The 20,482-nt window shown below is 39.1% G+C and carries 18 protein-coding genes and 2 pseudogenes; 5 read left to right on the top strand and 15 right to left on the bottom strand.

Annotated features, from left to right (window positions below):
* Positions 1-67, top strand: a pseudogene (locus SINDD18_RS11300) (8-oxo-dGTP diphosphatase); the annotation flags it as partial.
* Positions 68-307: 240 nt separating this feature from the next.
* On the opposite strand, the gene SINDD18_RS04895 reads toward SINDD18_RS11300, so the two are convergent.
* The 4 genes from SINDD18_RS04895 to rnc all read right to left on the bottom strand — a co-directional run bounded on the left by SINDD18_RS04895 (position 308) and on the right by rnc (position 6,003).
* A complete protein-coding gene (locus SINDD18_RS04895) occupies positions 308-886 on the bottom strand; it encodes an HD domain-containing protein (RefSeq protein WP_061863312.1) in 579 nt (192 codons plus the stop codon).
* A gap of 141 nt (positions 887-1,027) precedes the next feature.
* Positions 1,028-1,687: a trimeric intracellular cation channel family protein gene (locus SINDD18_RS04890; RefSeq protein WP_061863311.1), complete on the bottom strand. Its 660-nt coding sequence runs from the start codon at positions 1,685-1,687 to the stop codon at positions 1,028-1,030.
* An 87-nt stretch (positions 1,688-1,774) separates the two neighbouring features.
* Complete coding sequence (smc, locus tag SINDD18_RS04885) at positions 1,775-5,314, bottom strand: chromosome segregation protein SMC (protein WP_061863310.1); 3,540 nt, start codon at positions 5,312-5,314, stop codon at positions 1,775-1,777.
* On the bottom strand, positions 5,305-6,003 hold the full coding sequence (rnc, locus tag SINDD18_RS04880) for a ribonuclease III (RefSeq protein ID WP_061863309.1): 699 nt from the start codon (positions 6,001-6,003) through the stop codon (positions 5,305-5,307). The genes smc and rnc overlap by 10 nt, the downstream gene beginning before the upstream one ends.
* Positions 6,004-6,156: 153 nt before the next feature.
* On the opposite strand from rnc, the gene SINDD18_RS04875 reads away from it, so the two are divergent.
* From SINDD18_RS04875 to ffh, 3 genes are read left to right on the top strand one after another with little or no spacing between them, the layout of a single operon-like run.
* Complete coding sequence (locus SINDD18_RS04875) at positions 6,157-6,489, top strand: putative DNA-binding protein (RefSeq protein WP_000402065.1); 333 nt, start codon at positions 6,157-6,159, stop codon at positions 6,487-6,489.
* A 2-nt stretch (positions 6,490-6,491) separates the two neighbouring features.
* Positions 6,492-6,707 (top strand): hypothetical protein, encoded by a 216-nt coding sequence (locus tag SINDD18_RS04870; protein ID WP_061863308.1) that lies wholly within the window; start codon positions 6,492-6,494, stop codon positions 6,705-6,707.
* Positions 6,708-6,724: 17 nt separating this feature from the next.
* Entirely contained in the window at positions 6,725-8,290 is a 1,566-nt protein-coding gene (ffh, locus tag SINDD18_RS04865; RefSeq protein ID WP_061863307.1) for a signal recognition particle protein, read from the top strand.
* A 24-nt stretch (positions 8,291-8,314) separates the two neighbouring features.
* Here the strand turns inward: ffh and SINDD18_RS04860 are convergent, their stop codons facing one another.
* The 6 genes from SINDD18_RS04860 to SINDD18_RS04835 all read right to left on the bottom strand — a co-directional run bounded on the left by SINDD18_RS04860 (position 8,315) and on the right by SINDD18_RS04835 (position 13,401).
* Complete coding sequence (locus SINDD18_RS04860; protein WP_061863306.1) at positions 8,315-9,208, bottom strand: RluA family pseudouridine synthase; 894 nt, start codon at positions 9,206-9,208, stop codon at positions 8,315-8,317.
* On the bottom strand, positions 9,198-9,659 hold the full coding sequence (lspA, locus tag SINDD18_RS04855) for a signal peptidase II (RefSeq protein ID WP_061863305.1): 462 nt from the start codon (positions 9,657-9,659) through the stop codon (positions 9,198-9,200). The genes SINDD18_RS04860 and lspA overlap by 11 nt, the downstream gene beginning before the upstream one ends.
* A complete protein-coding gene (locus tag SINDD18_RS04850; RefSeq protein ID WP_061863304.1) occupies positions 9,656-10,564 on the bottom strand; it encodes a LysR family transcriptional regulator in 909 nt (302 codons plus the stop codon). The genes lspA and SINDD18_RS04850 overlap by 4 nt, the downstream gene beginning before the upstream one ends.
* Before the next feature lie 156 nt (positions 10,565-10,720).
* Positions 10,721-11,326 (bottom strand): superoxide dismutase SodA, encoded by a 606-nt coding sequence (gene sodA, locus SINDD18_RS04845; RefSeq protein ID WP_006150800.1) that lies wholly within the window; start codon positions 11,324-11,326, stop codon positions 10,721-10,723.
* 69 nt (positions 11,327-11,395) lie between these two features.
* Positions 11,396-12,433 carry a DNA polymerase III subunit delta gene (holA, locus tag SINDD18_RS04840; protein WP_061863303.1) on the bottom strand — a complete coding sequence of 346 codons (1,038 nt, stop codon included), beginning with the start codon at positions 12,431-12,433 and terminating at the stop codon, positions 11,396-11,398.
* A 32-nt stretch (positions 12,434-12,465) separates the two neighbouring features.
* Complete coding sequence (locus tag SINDD18_RS04835) at positions 12,466-13,401, bottom strand: dihydroorotate oxidase (RefSeq protein WP_061863302.1); 936 nt, start codon at positions 13,399-13,401, stop codon at positions 12,466-12,468.
* A 229-nt stretch (positions 13,402-13,630) separates the two neighbouring features.
* Here SINDD18_RS04835 and gdhA point away from each other — a divergent pair, with 229 nt between their 5' ends.
* Positions 13,631-14,977, top strand: coding sequence for an NADP-specific glutamate dehydrogenase (gdhA, locus tag SINDD18_RS04830; RefSeq protein ID WP_061863301.1), 1,347 nt, complete (start codon positions 13,631-13,633; stop codon positions 14,975-14,977).
* Positions 14,978-15,216: 239 nt separating this feature from the next.
* Here gdhA and SINDD18_RS04825 read toward each other — a convergent pair whose 3' ends face one another.
* The 5 genes and pseudogenes from SINDD18_RS04825 to SINDD18_RS10395 all read right to left on the bottom strand — a co-directional run.
* A complete protein-coding gene (locus SINDD18_RS04825; RefSeq protein WP_061863300.1) occupies positions 15,217-16,107 on the bottom strand; it encodes a C39 family peptidase in 891 nt (296 codons plus the stop codon).
* Positions 16,108-16,536: 429 nt separating this feature from the next.
* Positions 16,537-19,155 carry an alanine--tRNA ligase gene (gene alaS, locus SINDD18_RS04820; protein WP_061863299.1) on the bottom strand — a complete coding sequence of 873 codons (2,619 nt, stop codon included), beginning with the start codon at positions 19,153-19,155 and terminating at the stop codon, positions 16,537-16,539.
* A gap of 16 nt (positions 19,156-19,171) precedes the next feature.
* Positions 19,172-19,657: an LURP-one-related/scramblase family protein gene (locus tag SINDD18_RS04815; protein WP_049503190.1), complete on the bottom strand. Its 486-nt coding sequence runs from the start codon at positions 19,655-19,657 to the stop codon at positions 19,172-19,174.
* Positions 19,658-19,930: 273 nt separating this feature from the next.
* The gene (locus SINDD18_RS04810; RefSeq protein WP_061863298.1) at positions 19,931-20,182 is read right to left on the bottom strand and encodes a hypothetical protein; all 252 of its coding nucleotides are present in this window, start codon (positions 20,180-20,182) and stop codon (positions 19,931-19,933) included.
* A 141-nt stretch (positions 20,183-20,323) separates the two neighbouring features.
* Positions 20,324-20,482: pseudogene (locus SINDD18_RS10395) on the bottom strand (spermidine/putrescine ABC transporter substrate-binding protein); the annotation flags it as partial.

The raw sequence follows: 20,482 nt of genomic DNA, 5'->3' as shown, positions 1-20,482 counted from the left end.
AAGTATTAACTATTGGGATGATAATAAGAAATGCATTAGTGAAAACAAAACAATTTTATTTGACTAATATTTTCTACAGCATAATCCAATGCAAATTCTTCAATCCATTAGTAATTTTTGTATAATTCAGTACTCAACACAATCTGTCTTTGATAACATATAGTTTAACGTTTTACAAAACAGTGGTATCCTAATAAAAATCATCTATTCTAGCAATTTTTTCCTAGTACCTATAGATAGCTAAAAAGCCTTGGAAACACTCCAAGGTTTTCTCTATATTCTATTGTATCTATAGTTCCAGTCGTTATTAAAAATATAAGCCTTTTTCCACACTTTCCTGAATCAAGTCTTCCGTCAGTTTCCATAATTCTTCTGATTCACTTTTTATGAACTTTTTCTTTTCTAATACCATGTCTGCACTGATATTATTAGGATTATAATTAAATTCTGACACTTCCAAGTGATTGATCAGTGGTACCAATGCATCAATCACTCTTGCATATCTTGCCTCAGGACTCTGCCCTTTTTCAAACTCCAACCACGAATTTTTCATATTCACATATGTTGCTTCTGGAAGGAGGCTCATTGTTTTTTCTATAGATGCTAACTCTCTATCATGAGCATGAAGCTTTTTTTCATCATCAAACACCCAAGTATCTCCAGCATCAATCTCACCTAAATCATGAATCAGTAACAGAAACATGACCTTTTCCATATTCAATTTTTCAGGATAATAATCCTGAAGAACCATCGCAGCTATGGCACCCTGCCAAGAATGCTCGGCACTATTTTCAAACCGTCCATCAAGGGTTCTATTAAACCTTGTTACCGACTTTAATTTCTCGATTTCTTTAATAAAATCAACCGAATTCTGCAAATTATTCATTACTGCTCCTATCTTATTTTAAATTTTAGACATAATACCAAATAATATTAATTTCATCAAATATTTCCCGTATTTGCAAAAAAAATAGCGCCTAATCCATACAAGATTAGACGCATATATAAAACAAGTCTCGCTTATTCCTTAGTTCAAAGTTCTCTTATCCATATTAGGCAAAGAGAGTCTGAATTTAATAATACAAAGTCGAATCACAAAACCAACTATCGAGAGAATGATGAAGGCAGTAATTCTTGGAAAATGAAGGACAAAGGCTAGCCAGTAATATACGATTCCAATCACGAAAGATAGAAGGGCATAGATGTCCTCTTTTAGAACACTTGGAACTTCATTAATCAAGAGGTCTCGGATAATACCTCCGCCAGCACCTGTTAGACAAGCCAAAATGCCAGCAGACATCAAATTCAACTTACTATCTGCCAAAGCTGTCGCTCCAATCAAGGAAAAGATAATCAGCCCAATCGAATCAAAGATGAGATAAGCTTCTCTCAGCCACTTATAGAATTTTTTTTCTTGACTAGCATTGGCTTGTTTTGAAGTCACAAAGGCATACATAATAACAGCTACAAGAATAGAGACATAAATCGGTCCAGGATCTGCGAGAGCGGAGGGAAAGCGACTGATAATAGAATCTCTTAAAATCCCCCCACCAACTGCTGTTACGATTGCCAACAAACTAATCCCAAAAATATCTAAACGTTTACCAAATCCTTTGATGGCTCCTGAAGCCGCGAAGGCTATAGTCCCAATATAATTACAGATCATTAGGAATAGGTCAAAATCCATATAAGCTCCTCAATTTATTTTTGTAACCTTTCTGACTTTTTAAAGGTCATTTTATATGCTTAGCTGAAAGTTTGTAACGAGCACTAACTAAGCATCCATATTTTCTAAATCTTTTAGTTTAACAGAGACAATCTTAGATACACCAGATTCTTGCATAGTCACCCCATAGATAGAGTCCGCTGCTGCCATTGTACCTTTACGGTGGGTAACGACGATAAATTGGCTGTCCTTATCAAATCGATTGAGATAATCCCCAAAGCGTTTAACGTTTGCTTCATCGAGTGCAGCCTCTACCTCATCCAAGATAACAAATGGAATAGTCTTGACACGAATGATTGAGAAGAGCAAAGCTAGAGCTGACAAAGCCTTCTCTCCACCACTCATGAGATTGAGAGATTGGATTTTCTTACCTGGTGGTTGAACTGAAATTTCGACACCTGCAGTCAATAAATCTCCTTCGGTCAAGATTAGGTCTGCTTGCCCACCACCAAACATCTGCTTGAAGGTTACTTTGAAGGATTCACGAATAGCTTCAAAGGTTGATTTGAATCGTTCCTTCACTTCATCGTTCATCTCTGTAATGGTTTCAAGAAGAAGATTTTTGGCTGAAAGAATGTCATCACGCTGACTATTTAAGAATTCCAAGCGTTCGTGAACTTCGTCAAACTGTTCAATGGCATCCAGATTGACTGGACCAAGTGAACGAATGGATTTTTCTAGATCCTTGACCTTTTGTTCAGCCATAGCTAAATCTTCTAACTGATTGGCTTGTTCTAAAGCTTCCGTATAGCTCATCTGATATTCTTCGGTCAGTTGACCTTGAAGATAACGAAGGCGATCTGTAATCTTCTCTTTAGTTGCTTCTGCACGTGTTTGCTTACGAATCCATTCTTCATTTTGTTGACGCGCTTGTTCTAAATGACTGGCTATATCATCCAATTGACCTTCAATATCATCCAGTTCAAACTGCTTACGAATGAGTCCTTGTTGAATTTCTTCTTTCTGACTCTTGGCTTCTGTTTCCTGTTTGGTCAAAAGTTCCGTATCAACCTTTTCAAGATTGTCTACCTTTTCTTGCAAAAGACGCTCAATCTCTTCTTGCTCGTTATTGAGGTTCTCAAGTTCATTGTTAATCCGTTCAATATCGGCAACTTCATAACGCTTCTGTCCAAGCATTTCTGTTTTAAGCAGACGTTCTTGGGAAATTTTTTCCTGCAAGTTTTGGTAGCGTTCCTGAATAGCATTTTTATTGGACTTGATTTCTTCGATTTCAGATTCCATCTTTTGCTTTTCAGTTGCAATAATTGTGAGACGTTCTTGACATTTTTCCTTTTCAACTTGCCAATCTCCACCTCTAAGGTTGTTTAATTCTTGCTCCTGAAGTTTCAAGAGTGTCTCAAGTTCTTCGACCTGCTGGCTAGTTTGTTGATAAGCTAAGTACAAGCCTTGTTCCCGGATACGAGCTTGCTCTCCCTGGGACTTAATGGTCTCCAAAGTTTGACTAAGTTCATTCAAGGCTTCTTGAACTGACTTCAGATTTTCTTCCTCTTGGCGAAGAAGTTTTTCTTCTTTAGCAATCTCTTTTTGCAACTGCTCCAATTCAGGCTTGATGAAAATGCTGTTATTTTGACGATTGGCACCACCAGCATAAGAACCACCTGTTCGTAGTTCTGTACCGTCTAGCGTTACCATACGAACTTGATAGCGTACCTTACGAGCAGCATCACGCGCATGCTCAACTGTATCAAAGATAGCTGTGGTAGCTAGCAGATTTTTAAAGATAGCTTCAAGCTTGGCATCAAAGGTAACCAGTTCATCTGCCATACCAAGAAAACCTGGACTTGAAGCAATCACATCTTGGTTTTGACCTGAAATGTTACGAGCCTTAATGGTTGTCAAAGGTAGGAAAGTCGCACGACCGGCTCGATTTCGCTTAAGGAAATCGATAGCTTTAGTCGCTGCCTGTTCATCTTCAACGATGATGTGTTGGCTACTTGCACCGAGAGCAATCTCAAGGGCTGTCTGATAACGAACATCAAAGGTTAAATGTTCACTAACTGCTCCAATAATACCACCTAAGCGATTTTTTTCTTGGAGAACACTCTTGACACCTGCATAAAAATTGCTATGGTTTTTAAGAATATTTTCCAAACTTTGCGCCTTGGCCTGTTTGTTTTTCAGACTATCCAAACGGTCAAAGAGTTGATTTTGCCGACTTTGATAAGCCTGCTTTTGTTCTTCTTCTTGCTTGGCATTGGTCTGGTATTCAGCAAGTAAGCTTTGTACTTCTTCTTTAGCTGATTTAAGGGCAAGCTCTTGTTCACTAGCCTTGGACTTGGCAGAAGCCAATTGTTCCTTCAAGGATTCTAATTGTTCTTCTTGCTTTTGAGTCTGTTGGCGACTATTTTCAAGGTCATTTTCAATACGTGTCAATTGGTTAGAGACATCCGCTTCTTCCTGTAAGAATACCACGAAACGTTCACGCAATTGCTCAATCATTTGATCTGGATCATCAGAAAAAGCTAATAATTCTGCTTCTAAACGATTGAGTTCCTTAGTATTGACCGCTAAATTTTCTTCTAACTGACTGAGATTTGCTTCTTTTTCTTCCTTCTCCTGAATGAGAGCATTTCTCTTTTCGTCCAAACTAGCCAATCGTGCTTGAGCTTCTTGTTGATTGAGAGCGACTTGCTCTGTTTCCAGTTTTGACAAGGCTAACTTACGCTCTAATTCACTGATTAGACCAGTCAAATCCATCAGTGTGGACTGGTCTTTTGACATTTCAGCTTGCAAATCATGACGTTTCTTTTTTAGTGTTTGATTTTCTTCTTCTAACTCTTCACGTTTCTGATAGTAGCTCGTCAAAAGTTCTTGAACTTGGTTTAATTCTTCTTCTGTTAGATCCAATTCAGCTTTACTTGCTTGAATTTGTGCAACCAAAACGTCCAAGTAGATAGCTTTACGTTGACTATCTAATTCTATAAATTTACGAGCTGTTGCTGCTTGTTTTCCTAAGGGCTTGATTTGATTATCAAGCTCATAGATGATATCTTCCAAACGGTCTAGATTGTCTTGTGTTTGTTGGAGCTTGCTTTCCGTCTCTTTGCGACGAGTCTTATACTTCAAGACTCCGGCAGCTTCTTCAAAAATAGCCCGACGTTCTTCAGGTTTAGAATTAAAAATTTCTTCAACCTTCCCTTGGGAAATAATAGAGAAGGAATCGCGCCCAAGACCAGTATCTAAGAAAAGATCATGTATATCACGAAGACGAACTTTTTTGCCGTCAATCTTGTACTCGCTATCTCCTGTACGATAGATGTGACGCTCTACCTTAATTTCCTGACCTGCATCTTTGATAAAGCCGTCCTGGTTATCTAGGGTAACAACCACAGAAGCATAGTTTAAAGGTTTTCTACTTTCTGTTCCTGCAAAGATAACATCAGGCATCTTCCCACCACGCAAGCTTTTCACACTAGATTCACCTAGTGCCCAACGCAGACTTTCCGTGATGTTTGATTTTCCAGAACCATTAGGTCCTACAACTGCTGTAACCCCCTGGTCAAAAACAACCTTGGTTTTGTCAGCAAAGGACTTAAACCCCTGAATCTCAATTTCTTTTAAATACATGAATCCAGTCCTTCCTCAACTGCATTTTTAGCGGCTTCTTGTTCGGCCAATTTTTTAGATCGTCCTTGACCCCTACCTAAACTTTGACCCTCGACAAGGACTTCAACCTCAAACATCTTATCATGGGCTGGTCCGATTTCTGAAATCACTTGATAACGAATATCAACATCGCCATTGACTTGGAGTAATTCTTGGAGATGAGTCTTGTAGTCTTTAATCATCTCAAAATCACCAGCCTCCACCTTCGGTATCATGACCTGGTAGATAAACTCTTTTACCGTAAGTAGATCCTTATCTAAAAGCAGGGCACCCAAAAAGGCTTCGAAAGCATCTCCCAATATGGTATCTCGATTACGGCCTCCAGATTTTTCCTCTCCCTTTCCTAGCTTGATAAACTGGTCAAACTGGCAGTCACGGGCAAAACCAGCCAAACTCTCTTCACGTACAATCATGGCACGGAGTTTAGACAGGTCACCTTCTGGTTTTTTAGGATATTTCTTGTACAGGTATTCTGAAATCAATAATTGCAGAACAGCGTCTCCTAAAAATTCCAAGCGTTCATTGTGTGAAATTTTTAAGAGGCGGTGCTCGTTTGCATAACTAGTGTGAGTAAAAGCTGTTTCAAGTAATTGTTTATCTGAAAAAACAAGCTCAAAACGTTGCTCTAACACGGTTTCTAATTCTTTCATAAGAACCTCTTTCTAAAACATTATAATACACTCCATTATACCAAAAAAAGAATTCTTAGTCAGAAAATAACCTTTAAAAGTGCTTTTTCTCACTTGTGTCTAAAATCAATCCATTACTAGCAGTCTAGCCTATTTTTTGGTATAATAAATCTTATGGAAATTGAAAAAACCAATCGAATGAATGCTCTGTTTGAATTTTATGCAGCCCTTTTGACTGATAAGCAGATGAACTATATCGAACTCTACTATGCAGACGACTATAGTTTGGCTGAAATTGCTGAAGAATTTGGTGTTAGTCGTCAGGCTGTTTATGACAATATCAAACGAACTGAAAAGATTCTTGAAGATTATGAGATGAAACTCCATATGTACTCTGACTACATTGTTCGCAGTCAGATTTTTGATCAGATTTTGGAGCGTTATCCAGAGGATACTTTTCTCCAAGAGCAAATTGAAATTTTAACAAGTATTGACAATCGGGAGTAATCATGGAAAATCTTGTCATCTATAAAGGAATACCCTGTAAATTATTAGTTGCAGAGGAACCATTTCCTAGTCGGCTACAGATTATCTCGCCCAATGATATCTCCAAAGCTATGCAAATAGGTTTTAGCTGTTGGGGATATCCAAATGAAATCATGAAAGAAGTTACACCCGAAGAACTAGAAAGTTTGCAACATTTCGGACGATTTCCACTGAATTGAAAAAATAGGAGAAAAACATGGCATTTGAAAATTTAACAGAACGTTTGCAGAACGTCTTTAAAAATCTACGTAAAAAAGGAAAAATTACAGAGAGCGATATCCAGGAAGCAACCAAGGAAATCCGTCTGGCACTTTTAGAAGCCGACGTTGCTCTTCCAGTTGTGAAGGACTTTATCAAGAAGGTTCGTGAACGTGCGATTGGGCACGAAGTCATCGATACCCTCAATCCAGCCCAACAAATCATCAAGATTGTCAATGAAGAATTAACCGCAGTTCTTGGTTCAGATACAGCTGAGATTATCAAGTCTCCAAAAATCCCGACCATTATCATGATGGTCGGTTTGCAAGGGGCTGGTAAAACAACTTTTGCAGGTAAACTTGCTAATAAACTCAAAAAGGAAGAGGATGCTCGTCCTTTAATGATTGCGGCTGACATCTATCGTCCTGCTGCTATCGACCAGTTGAAAACACTGGGACAACAGATTGATGTTCCCGTATTTGCACTTGGGACAGAGGTTCCAGCTGTTGAGATTGTTCGCCAAGGTTTGGAACAAGCCAAAGCCAACCACAACGACTATGTCTTGATTGATACGGCCGGTCGTTTACAAATTGACGAACTTCTCATGAATGAGCTCCGTGATGTTAAAGCTCTAGCACAACCAAATGAGATTCTCTTGGTCATCGATGCCATGATTGGTCAGGAAGCTGCCAACGTTGCACGTGAATTTAACGACCAATTAGAAGTTACTGGTATCATCCTTACAAAGATTGACGGTGACACTCGTGGTGGTGCTGCCCTTTCTGTTCGTCACATTACTGGTAAACCAATCAAGTTCACTGGTACTGGTGAAAAGATTACTGACATTGAAACCTTCCACCCAGATCGTATGGCCAGCCGTATTCTCGGTATGGGAGATATGCTGACTCTGATTGAGAAAGCTTCCCAAGAATACGATGAGCAAAAAGCCCTTGAAATGGCTGAAAAGATGCGTGAAAACACCTTTGATTTCAACGATTTCATTGATCAGTTGGATCAGGTACAAAATATGGGGCCAATGGAAGATTTGCTCAAGATGATTCCTGGTATGGCCAATAACCCTGCCGTCCAAAATATGAAGGTGGATGAAAAACAAATTGCTCGCAAACGTGCCATCGTCTCATCTATGACTCCAGAAGAACGTGAAAATCCAGATTTGCTCACTCCAAGTCGTCGTCGTCGTATCGCTGCTGGTTCTGGTAACACCTTCATCGAAGTCAACAAGTTCATTAAGGACTTTAACCAAGCCAAGCAACTCATGCAAGGTGTCATGTCTGGTGATATGAACAAGATGATGAAACAAATGGGCATCAACCCTAATAACCTTCCTAAGAATATGCCTGGCGGCATGGATATGTCCGCCCTTGAAGGAATGATGGGACAAGGTGGCATGCCTGATATGTCTGCTCTCGGAGGGGCTGGTATGCCTGATATGAGCCAGATGCTCGGTGGAGGCCTCAAAGGTAAAATCGGTGAATTTGCCATGAAGCAATCCATGAAACGCATGGCCAACAAAATGAAAAAAGCTAAGAAAAAACGCAAATAAAAAGGGACTCAGTTGAGTCCTTTTTTATTGTTCTTTTCTAAGTTTCTCCAAGGTTTGCTTGAAGATATCTGGGATATCAGCAGTAAATTCCATAGTTTCCCCTGTTTTAGGATGGGTAAATCCAAGAGTCTTGGCATGAAGAAATTGCCCATGTCCTTTCAAGGTTTTACGAGGGCCATAAACCTCATCACCAGCGACTGGATGGCCGATATAAGCCATGTGCACACGGATTTGATGAGTTCGTCCTGTTTCCAGTTGCAACTCTAATAAAGAATAGTCACCGAAACGTTCCAAGACCTGGAAACGGGTCACTGCTGGTTTTCCTTTGGCAGTCACAGCTTGTTTCTTACGGTCTTTTTCGCTACGACCAATCGGTGCCTCAATGACTCCACGGTCGTTGGGAAGATTCCCATGAACGATGGCCCAATATTTCCGAAGAGACTTTTTGTCCTTCAATTCTTGAGCTAGTGCTAAATGGGCATCATCGTTTTTAGCAATCATGAGAAGCCCAGATGTATCTTTATCAATACGATGGACAATCCCTGGTCTCAATACACCATTAATGCCTGATAGGTCCTTGATATGGTACATGAGGGCATTAACCAAGGTACCACTGGTATGACCAACACTTGGATGAACAACCATTCCTTGAGGTTTATTGACTACTGCTACATCCTCATCTTGATAAATGATTTCTAGAGGAATATCTTCAGCTACATACTCCAAAACTTCTGGTTCTGGCACCTGATAAGTAACGACATCGCCCTCTTGGACCGTATACTTGGCTTTTTTGACCTGACCATTGACCAAGACTTGGCCTGATTTGATTTGTTCATTGGCGAGACTACGGGACAATTCTGTCAAATCTGACAAAGCCTTGTCTAAGCGTAGTCCACCTGTTTCAATTTTAATTTCCATTCATTTCCTCTTTTAGCATTGCAAGCAATAGAACAAGCACTCCTACTGTCAGATAGCTATCTGCCACATTGAATATAGCAAAATTAACAAAGTCTAAGTGAAACATATCCACCACGAATCCTTGACTGATGCGATCGATAAAGTTCCCTAGACCACCTGCAATAATCAGAACCAATCCAAAGACTGTCCAGAAGGAATCCTCTATATGCTTATGCAGATACCAGATAGCCCCTGCCATAACTACAAGAGTTATCACTGCAAAAAACCACTGTTGATCTTGAAGCATAGAAAAGGCTGCCCCCCTATTTTGCAGATAGGTTAAACTAACTAGATTTGGGATCCATGGCTTGATTTCACCAAGAGCAATATTTTGAACGACATACGCCTTTACCAATTGATCTAAGACAATCAAGGCTGCTATAATCCCTGCTACTATTCCTCTTTTTTTCATGCTTTCCTCTTCTGATCAAAATACTCTTGCATGACCTCTACAAATAAAGTCCCTGCTTGACTCAAGTCTACTTCTTCACGTTTCACATAAACCATGCGATTATTGAGATTATCTTTAAGCGGAATAACGGTAATGCCATTAACACTATCGCTATCCAAAAATCCTGAACCAGTCGCATAGGCATTTGTTCTTTCGAGAATCCCATTTAAGGTAGCGCGGTCTGTGACATTGAACATTTGAGAGCTAGCACTTGTATCCACAAAGTTCTCAGAGTAGTAGAGATATTCATCCTTTTCTTGTGTAAATCGAACAGTCGGTAAATCTACTAAATCATCCATGACCAACTCTTTTTTCTTGGCTAAGGGGTGACCTTCACGTAAATAAATGTGCGTTTGGAAAGGAATCAACTCAATCACTTCAAGGCCTAATTTTTCAACCCGCTGCATGATACCCTTTTGATTTTGATTGTTGAGGTAGATAATCCCAATCTCACTGTGTCCTTGGGCTACTTCATCCAAAATCTGAACCGTTGTAGATTCAAAAATACGGAAATTCTTATAGTCTGGGTACTGTTGAGAAAAAGCTGTAATGGTTGGAGGTAAGAAATCATAGTGCTGGCTGGCTATTGAAAATTCATCCTTTTCCTCTTCAGGATTGGCATACTGGTTCTGGAAAATATCGAATCCTTTGACCAGTTCTTGGGCCTTTTCATAAAATTCCATTCCACGACGAGTAAGAAAGGTTCCCGAACTGGTTCTGCGGAAAATCTTGAAACCTAGCTCTTTTTCCAGGTCTCTTACAGAAATAGATAGACTGGGTTGACTAACGTACATCTTTTCAGCCGCTTCACGAAAAGTACCACTATTTGCAATAGCAACAACGTAGCGTAATTGTTGAATATTCATGATTTCTCCTTCGTTTTCTATCTTATCATTATACCATAAATAAAGTCTATCCAACAAAGGAAAATCATGAGACAGTTACTTCTAAAAAAGGAAACAAAAAAACACCTTTAAAGCTAGACCCAAAATCCAACTAAAAAGGGGTGTTATCAAATGCGATTATTTAGCTGCTGCGTAGAGCTCATCAACTTTGTTCCAGTTGATCACTGAGAAGAAAGCTTTGATGTAGTCAGGACGCACGTTGCGGTATTTCACATAGTATGCATGTTCCCAAACGTCCAAGCCCAAGATTGGTTTTTTACCTTCTGAGATTGGTGTGTCTTGGTTTGCTGTTGAAGTTACTTCAAGTTTACCTTCTTTGTTAACAACCAACCATGCCCATCCAGAACCAAAACGAGTTGTTGCTGCTGCAGTGAATGCTGCTTGGAATTCTTCGAATGAACCGAAAGTTTCATCGATTGCTGCTGCAAGTTCTGCTGAAGGAGCTGTTTTTTCAGGAGTCATCAATTCCCAGAAAAGAGCGTGGTTCAAGTGTCCACCACCGTTGTTGATAAGCGCTTGACGGATATCAGCTGGGATAGATTCTACGTCAGCAAGCAAAGCTTCAAGGTCTTCACCGATTTCAGGGTGTTTTTCAAGAGCTGCATTTGCATTGTTAACGTAAGTTTGGTGATGTTTGTCATGGTGCAAGTGCATTGTTTCAGCATCGATGTATGGTTCCAATGCATCGTAAGCGTATGGAAGATCTGGTAAGATAATAGCCATCTGTAATACCTCTTTTTCTTTCTATATAAAGATGATAACGCAATCATCCTATTTTTTCAAGTTATTTGCTCAATTTGACTGGCTGGCAATCTGCAATAGAGCCTTCTCAAACAGGTAGCCTTTCTCATAAACTCCTGTCTTAATTTGGTAATCAGCTTGGATGAGATGACGAATAGAATTCTGGAGAAAATCAAGGGATAGTCTTCGAGAATCACGAAGGGCAAATTTGATTTGGTAGGGATTCGGATTGCGACCAAGATAGTGACCTAAACTGCTGACCATCTGGGACTCTGTCTGACCAGACTCTTGCAATATTTTCACTTGTGTATAGAGTCTGAACTGCCCCAACATAATGGCAATCAGTTTAATCTCATCTTCTCCCTGCAAAGTCAAATCTTTGACTAAATCACGTGCCTGATCAATCTTCTTAGTCAATATTAACTGAGTTAAATCAAAGATATTATCCTGCAAAGTCTTTGGTATGGCTTCAACAATGTCTTCTTCGGTAATCCGGTCATCATCCTTATAAGACTGTAAGAAGAGTAGGTTTTTCTGAATTTCACTGAATTGAAAACCTGATTTGATAAGTAACTGTTCGAAGGATTTTCCATCAAAGGAAAGTCCTTGTTCCTGAGCCCACTTTTGAAAATAAGCACGCATCTCTTGTTCTTTTGGCTCGATGGCTTCAAAAATCTTGGCATCCCTCTTTAGAATTTTAACTAGACGTCTCTTACTATCCAGCTTCCCTTCAGCAAAAATAACTAATTTACTCGTCGGAGATGGGTTTTCCAAATATTCTTCAAAAGCCTTAAGCTCGTCATCAGATAGATAGCGTTTTTTAGCTGTTGTTATATCGAGAAAATGATCTAAAATAACAATTTTTTCATCCGCAAAGAAAGGAAGACTGACCAGCTCTAGTTCCAAGCTTTTGTATTCTACTTCTTTCATATCAAAATAAGCAAAGTTCAAATCAGCAGAATCGTAGCTGATTTGCTTTAGTACCTGAGTTTTCATGACTTCATACTGTCCTTGATCAGCGCCTGTAAACAAGGTCAAACTAGGTAAATTTGATAAAGATAGCTTTTGGCTTTCTTCTATTGCTAGCATCATTTCTCCTTTCTTTTTAGTTTCACTTTTATTTAATCAATATAATTCAATTTACCACGGAAATCTTCAAGGCTTTCATAACCTTTTTCCGCCATAATTTCTTTGAGTTCCTTAGTAATACGTTCAAAAGCACCCACACCTTCTTTATGTAGGGTAGTTCCTACCTGCACCATGCTGGCACCACATAGGATATGTTCAAAGGCATCACGTCCTGTTAATACTCCACCTGTTCCGATGATTTGAATTTCTGAATTCAAGCGTTGATAAAAAGCATGGACATTGGCAAGGGCAGTTGGTTTGATGTATTCTCCACCAATCCCACCAAAGCCATTCTTAGGACGAATCACGACCGACTCGTCTTCAATATAAAGACCATTACCAATCGAGTTGACACAATTGACAAACTTGAGCGGATATTTGTTAAAGATCGCTGCAGCTTGATCAAAATGAACAATATCAAAATAAGGTGGAAGCTTAATTCCTAATGGTTTTGTAAAATACTCAAAGACTTCTGATAAGATACGATCTGTAGTTTCAAAGTCATAGGCAATCTGTGGCTTACCTGGAACATTTGGGCATGAGAGATTGAGTTCAGTTAGACCACGAAAATCACTCTCTTGAACTTTTTTCAAGATGGTATGAGTTTCCTCTGGAGACATTCCAACTAATGATAAAAAGAAGGTACGGTTTGGTTCCTTGTCTTGCAATTCCAATAGATAGTTTAAGTAATAGTCTAAACCATTATTTGGTAGACCCATAGAGTTGATTGAACCGAGTGGAACATCTTGATAACGTGGTTCAGGATTTCCCTGACGAAATTCCAAGGTTGCTGTTTTAGTGACAAAGGTTCCTGCTGCTGAGTTTTTGACACCTTCCAACTCCTCAACTGTCATACAAGCAACTCCTGCTGCATTCATCAAGCAATTGTCAAACTCAAAACCAGCAATCTGTGTTTTAGTTGATACCATGATTCTGTTCCTCCAGATTCCTTTTTATGTCTATTATTATACCATACTTTGACTTTTGCTTTTCAATAAAACCATTTCCATAGAAAAGGTTCGTTTTTTATCATGTTCTGAATCAGTCATTTTAAATTGAAAGAATTTTTAGAAAATTTATGTTTTTTTCTTTACACTGAAAAAATTTTCTGCTATAATGTCTCATGTAATAAAATATGACAACAAAAAGGAGAACGATATGACATCTGCTAAAGAATATATCCAAAGCGTGTTTGAAACTGTAAAAGCTCGTAACGGGCATGAGGCTGAATTTCTCCAGGCGGTTGAAGAATTCTTCAGCACTTTGGAGCCTGTCTTTGAAAAACACCCTGAGTATATTGAAGAAAATATCTTGGCACGTATCACAGAACCTGAGCGCGTGATTTCTTTCCGTGTTCCTTGGGTTGACCGTGATGGAAAAGTTCAAGTTAACCGTGGTTACCGTGTTCAATTCAACTCAGCTGTTGGACCATATAAAGGCGGACTTCGTTTCCACCCAACTGTAAACCAAGGGATCTTGAAATTCCTCGGATTCGAACAAATCTTTAAAAACGTTTTGACTGGACTTCCAATCGGTGGTGGTAAAGGTGGATCAGACTTCGATCCTAAAGGCAAAACTGATGCTGAAGTGATGCGCTTCTGCCAAAGCTTCATGACTGAATTGCAAAAATATATCGGACCATCTCTTGACGTACCTGCTGGTGATATCGGTGTTGGTGGCCGTGAGATTGGTTACCTTTACGGACAATACAAACGCCTCAACCAATTTGATGCTGGTGTCTTGACTGGTAAACCTCTTGGATTTGGTGGTAGCTTGATCCGTCCAGAAGCAACTGGTTACGGTTTGGTTTACTACACTGAAGAAATGCTTAAAGCTAACGACAACAGCTTTGCTGGTAAGAAAGTTGTGATTTCAGGTTCTGGTAACGTAGCTCAATACGCGCTTCAAAAAGCAACTGAACTTGGTGCAACTGTTATCTCTGTATCTGACTCAAATGGTTATGTCATTGATGAAAATGGTATCGACTTTGACCTTCTTACAGATGTTAAAGAAAAACGTCGTGCTCGTTTGACTGAGTACGCTGAAGAAAAAGCAACTGCTACTTACTACGAAGGTTCTGTCTGGACTTACACTGGAAACTACGATATCGCTCTTCCATGTGCGACTCAAAACGAGATCAACGGTGAAGCTGCGAAACGCTTGGTTGCTCAAGGAGTTATCTGTGTATCTGAAGGTGCTAACATGCCTAGCGACCTTGAAGCTATCAAAGTCTACAAGGAAAATGGAATCCTATATGGACCTGCCAAAGCTGCCAATGCTGGTGGTGTAGCTGTATCTGCTCTTGAAATGAGCCAAAACAGCCTTCGCCTTTCATGGACACGTGAAGAAGTTGACGGTCGTTTGAAAGACATCATGACTAACATCTTCAACACTGCTAAAACAACTGCAGAAACATATGGTTTAGGCACTGACTACCTTGCAGGTGCTAATATCGCAGCCTTTGAAAATGTAGCAAATGCTATGATTGCGCAAGGGATTGTTTAAGATAAAATATGCTGAATCCTCAATCACTCCGATTGGGGATTTTTGTGTTGATTTAAAAAGTAGACTAGGTAAAAACTCAATTTGAATATGAAATTGAGTAAATCTTTCCATTATAAAACGCATATTATCAAGATTTTTGAACACCTGATAATATGCGTTTTTCTTTTTTTAAAGACTTTTTGTGTAATCTCTTTATCATTAAAAAGACATAGATCTAGCACTATAGCACTATCTAACTTTCACCATGCATAGTTAGGTTCAACACATGATAGCATGGCTTCAAATAATTCTTCTGGAGTTACTTTCTTTAAGCCACCATAAATTGGATCCTGTTTAGTATAAGATGGATCGATATAGTATAGATAAGCAATATCAGAACCATCTTCAGACAATTGGTAACCAATACCGATAACATTATGTTCACCGTAACTACCTGGATAAATCTTTGCACAGTCGAATGTATAGTACATTGGATATCCGTCTGCTATATTTTGTTTCAAACGTTTTTTAAAAAGATGCATTTGTTTAGAGTTTACATCAGATGTTGTTACGATTTCTAATCGATAGCCAGCTTGACTATCTTGTGGTGTAACATAACCAAATAAATGGTAATTTAAAATCTGAATAGCATTTACATTATGAGTTCCAAATGTCTCATCCGTTTGCATTTCTTTTGCCAATAACTCTTGAGAAACTGTAATACCTTGACTAGAAAGTATCATACTTACAGTTGTAGGAGCACACGTATTCCAGGAATGTTGAACTTGTGGAGATACATTGAGTAGGATTTTCTCTCCTACATTAGACTGGTTTACTGGTTTATCAATTGTTTTTTGTGTACTTGGTGTATTTACTTTGGGAGCGGACTCTTCATCTGGATTACTTTGTTCAATATCTTCTATTTTTTGGGAAGATTCTTCTTGTGGCTTTTGGATAATTTTAGACTCATCGTCAAAATTTTTCCTTAAACTACTCTCTGTTGTTTTTTCTATTGTTTTAGAACTTTTAGCGTCCTCCTTCATCTTATCATCTTTGTATCCTGGATTTTCTTTACGTAGCAAGAGCAAAGCAATACAAGTTAAAATTATAGAGAATAAAACTATAATACTCCAAATTATCTTACTGTTCATAAGCTACGTCTTCCTTTCTAATTTTTAAATTCAAAATTCTTTTTCTTGAATTCTCTTTAGAAAAACTCTAACTTTAACAACATTTTTGTTTCCTTTCCTCACCCTTTTAAATAATAAATACGAAACAGGAAAAGATACACATATGAAGAAAAAAGCTACTTCCCTTGCCAACCTTACTACTAATTTTATCATGTAATCGTTTACATCTCGATTGTACTATTTTTCTTTTCTAAAATCAATTCATTTAAGTTCACCGTACAGATTTTAAAGGAGTTGATAATCATAAGCTACTTATTAAATTAAATCCCCCTTCAACATTTTCATGAGTTTCAAGAGTCTTCTAACACACTATATTTGCAGTTCACTCTACAATAAAACTACACTTTAAGTAACAAAAAGACCTATCCGAGTGGATAGATCTTTATTTTCTTACAATTTACCTGCTACGGCATCCAACAATTCTTGGATCTTAGCTTGGTTGCTTCCTCCTGCCATGGCCATGTCTGGTTTACCACCACCACGTCCATCGACGATTGGAGCTAATTCTTTAACCAAGTTACCTGCGTGTACCTCTTTTGTCTTGCTAGCTACAAGGACATTGACCTTGTCACCGATGGCTGCGACAAGAACAAGCACATCCGAATAGTCTTTTTGTTTCCAGTTATCCGCAAAGGTACGAAGAGCACCTGCATCTGATACAGAAACTTGGCTAGCAATGTAACGGTGACCGTTTGCTTCTTGAACATTCTTGAAGACATCGCCAGCTGCCGCTGCTGCCGCTTTTTCCTTCAATTCTGCATTTTCCTTTTGCAATTGACGGAGTTGCTCTTGAAGGCCTTCAACCTTGTGAGGTACTTCTTTGAATTGTGGTGCTTTCAAGGTTGCTGCGACTGCTTTAAGAGCATTTTCTTGTTCACGGTAAGCTTCGAAGGCTTCTTTACCAGTCACCGCCAAGATACGACGAGTTCCTGAACCGATACCTTCTTCTTTAACAATCTTGAAGAGACCGATTTCAGAAGTGTTACCTACGTGAGTACCACCACAGAGTTCCACTGAATAGTCACCAATGGTCACAACACGAACTTCTTTACCGTATTTCTCACCAAAGAGGGCCATAGCTCCCATTTCTTTGGCTGTGTCAATATCTGTCTCAACTGTTTCCACTGCGATTGCTTCCCAAATCTTTTCATTGACTTGTTGCTCAATAGCACGCAATTCTTCAGGAGTCACGGCTTGGAAGTGAGTGAAGTCAAAGCGAAGGAATTCTACTTCGTTAAGAGATCCTGCTTGAGTAGCATGGTGGCCAAGGATATTGTGAAGAGCGGCATGGAGCAAGTGAGTTGCTGTGTGGTTCTTCATAACACGATGACGACGGTTCGTATCGATTGTTAAGGTGTATTCTTGGTTCAAAGTAAGTGGAGCGAGGACTTCAACAGTATGAAGAGCTTGTCCGTTTGGTGCTTTTTGGACATCTGTTACAGTAGCCACAATGTTTCCTGCAGCATTCAAGATTTGACCATGGTCAGCTACTTGTCCACCCATTTCAGCGTAGAATGGAGTTTCTGCAAAGATCAGTGATGCAGTGCCTTCTGAAACAGCTTCTACTTCTGCATTATCAGCTACGATAGCCACTAATTTTGAAGTCAATTGACTAGCATTGTAGTTGAAGACACTTTCAACTGTAATGTTTTGAAGGGTTTCGTTCTGCATACCCATAGATCCGCCTTTGACAGCAGACGCACGTGCACGTTCTTGTTGTTCCTTCATGGCTGCTTCGAAGCCTTCACGGTCTACAGTCATTCCTGCTTCTTCAGCGATTTCTTCTGTCAACTCTACTGGGAATCCGTATGTATCATAGAGTTTAAAGACATCTTGACCAGCAATGACAGATTGTCCTTTTTCTTTCAAGTCTGTTACGATGCCTTGGGCAAAGTGTTGACCTGAGTGAAGAGTACGAGCAAACGACTCTTCTTCGCTCTTCACGATTTTCTCAATAAAGTCACGTTTTTCAAGAACTTCTGGGTAGTAGCTTTCCATGATTTTTCCAACAGTTGGAACGAGTTTGTAAAGGAAAGGCTCATTGATACCCAATTTTTGACCATGCATAGAGGCACGGCGGAGAAGACGACGAAGGACATAACCACGACCTTCATTTCCAGGAAGGGCACCATCACCGATAGCAAATGAAAGAGAACGGATGTGGTCAGCGATAACTTTAAAGCTCATGTTGTCGCCATCTTGGTCATAAACCTTACCAGACAACTTCTCAACTTCACGAATGATCGGCATGAAGAGGTCTGTTTCAAAGTTTGTCTTAGCCCCTTGGATAACTGCCACCAAACGCTCCAAACCAGCGCCCGTATCAATGTTTTTGTGTGGCAATTCCTTGTACTCGCTACGAGGAACAGCTGGATCAGCGTTAAATTGTGACAAAACGATGTTCCAGATTTCGATATAACGGTCATTTTCGATATCTTCTGCAAGAAGACGAAGACCGATGTTTTCTGGGTCAAAAGCTTCTCCACGGTCAAAGAAAATTTCTGTATCAGGTCCAGAAGGTCCTGCACCGATTTCCCAGAAGTTATCTTCGATTGGGATCAAATGACTTGGATCTACTCCCACTTCAATCCAGCGGTTGTATGAATCTTTGTCATCTGGATAATAAGTCATGTAAAGTTTGTCTTTAGGGAAGTCAAACCACTCAGGACTTGTTAAAAGCTCATATGCCCATGTAATTGCTTCGTCACGGAAGTAATCCCCGATTGAGAAGTTTCCCAACATTTCAAACATAGTATGGTGACGAGCAGTCTTCCCTACGTTTTCGATATCGTTTGTACGGATGGCTTTTTGCGCATTGGTAATACGTGGGTTTTCAGGAATGATAGTTCCGTCAAAGTATTTCTTGAGGGTAGCAACTCCTGAATTGATCCACAAAAGTGTTGGATCGTTTACTGGAACCAAGCTAACAGATGGTTCTACTGAGTGGCCTTTTGTAGCCCAGAAATCAAGCCACATTTGGCGGACTTGTGCACTAGATAATTGTTTCATATGTATCTCCTTTTTACTAATTTGATTGGCTTTCTAGCATTTCCACATAGTCAATAGCGACACAGAGGGAAATGACTAGGTCAGCATAAGATTCGTCATAGACGGTTACGGTGTAGGTAGAGGTTAAATGGAAAAGTTCCTTGGCAATCTCCGCAATCACTTGATCACGATCGTCCAGCAATTTAAAATTCAAATCCCAGACATTTCCTTCGATACGAAGACCGAGATTGTCAAATTCATACTTATCTCTAAAGAACGTCAACTTCTTCCGAATATAAAAATGATCGCCGTTACTGAGTTGAATTTCAAAACGAGGTAGGAAAGTTAAGACTTCCTTACTAATCTCACTGACCTGTTCACCAGCAACATCATAGATGGTAAAGGTTTTAGGAATCTTAAAAAATGAACCTTCAACCTGATAGGCGACATTGCCCAACTCATCCTTGATATCAAAACGTTCACCACCTAGGCGAAATTTTTGTTTGACAAGAAATGTTCTCATAAACACCTCCAAAAATAAAAGACAAATCCATATCACGAAGGGCGAAAAACCGCGGTACCACCTTCATTCAATGAACTTGTCATTCTTTGATTCTTATGCAATTGTTAGATTGAGTAGCATGATTTTCTATCTTAGATGGCTCGCAGCACCGCCAATTCTCTGAACTAAGATGGAGAGAAAATCAATTCTCAACTTCCCTATTATAACGTTTTTTTAAGCTTGCGTCAACTGGAAATAATCCTCATTTAAATAACCAACTCCCTACATCCCTGATTACTTTTTCAGGATATATTTTTTCTTACTGCCATTTTTCTTTTTATCCCAACTTTTATTCCAAGTTTTCGAATTGCTATACATAAATACGAAAATATTTGCAAATATAAAGAACCCTATTACCAAATGTATGGAATCCGTTGTTAGATATTGCCGATCCAAGCCATCCTTTAAATGAAATAGTATAATTGTTTCGTTAACAATTAAAAAGGTTGGCCAGTAACTTTTTTTGAAAAAAGTAGACATTTTCATGATTTGTTACCGCTTTCTATTATTATAAACTTAGTATACTACTAGGCTATAAAATAAGCAAATAGGATAGTAAAAATATACAGTTATACAACTATTCAAAAAACGAACCAGCTTGACTGGTTCGTTTTGTTTTATATACTCCTACTTTCGATACATCTTGAATTGAAGGAAGAGGTCACTATAGATACCTGTCCATTTATGGTCAAATTTTTCATAAACTTCTAGGTGTTTCATTGTATCTGCATCTGGATAGAAGGACTTATCCTCTTTTGTCTCCTCAGGGAGCATTTCCTTAGCAGC

This window comes from Streptococcus infantis (assembly GCF_001579645.1).
Taxonomy (GTDB): Bacteria; Bacillota; Bacilli; order Lactobacillales; family Streptococcaceae; genus Streptococcus; species Streptococcus infantis_E.
The sequence above is the reverse complement of the archived record's forward strand: the minus strand, read 5'-3'. Positions and strand labels throughout refer to the sequence as shown.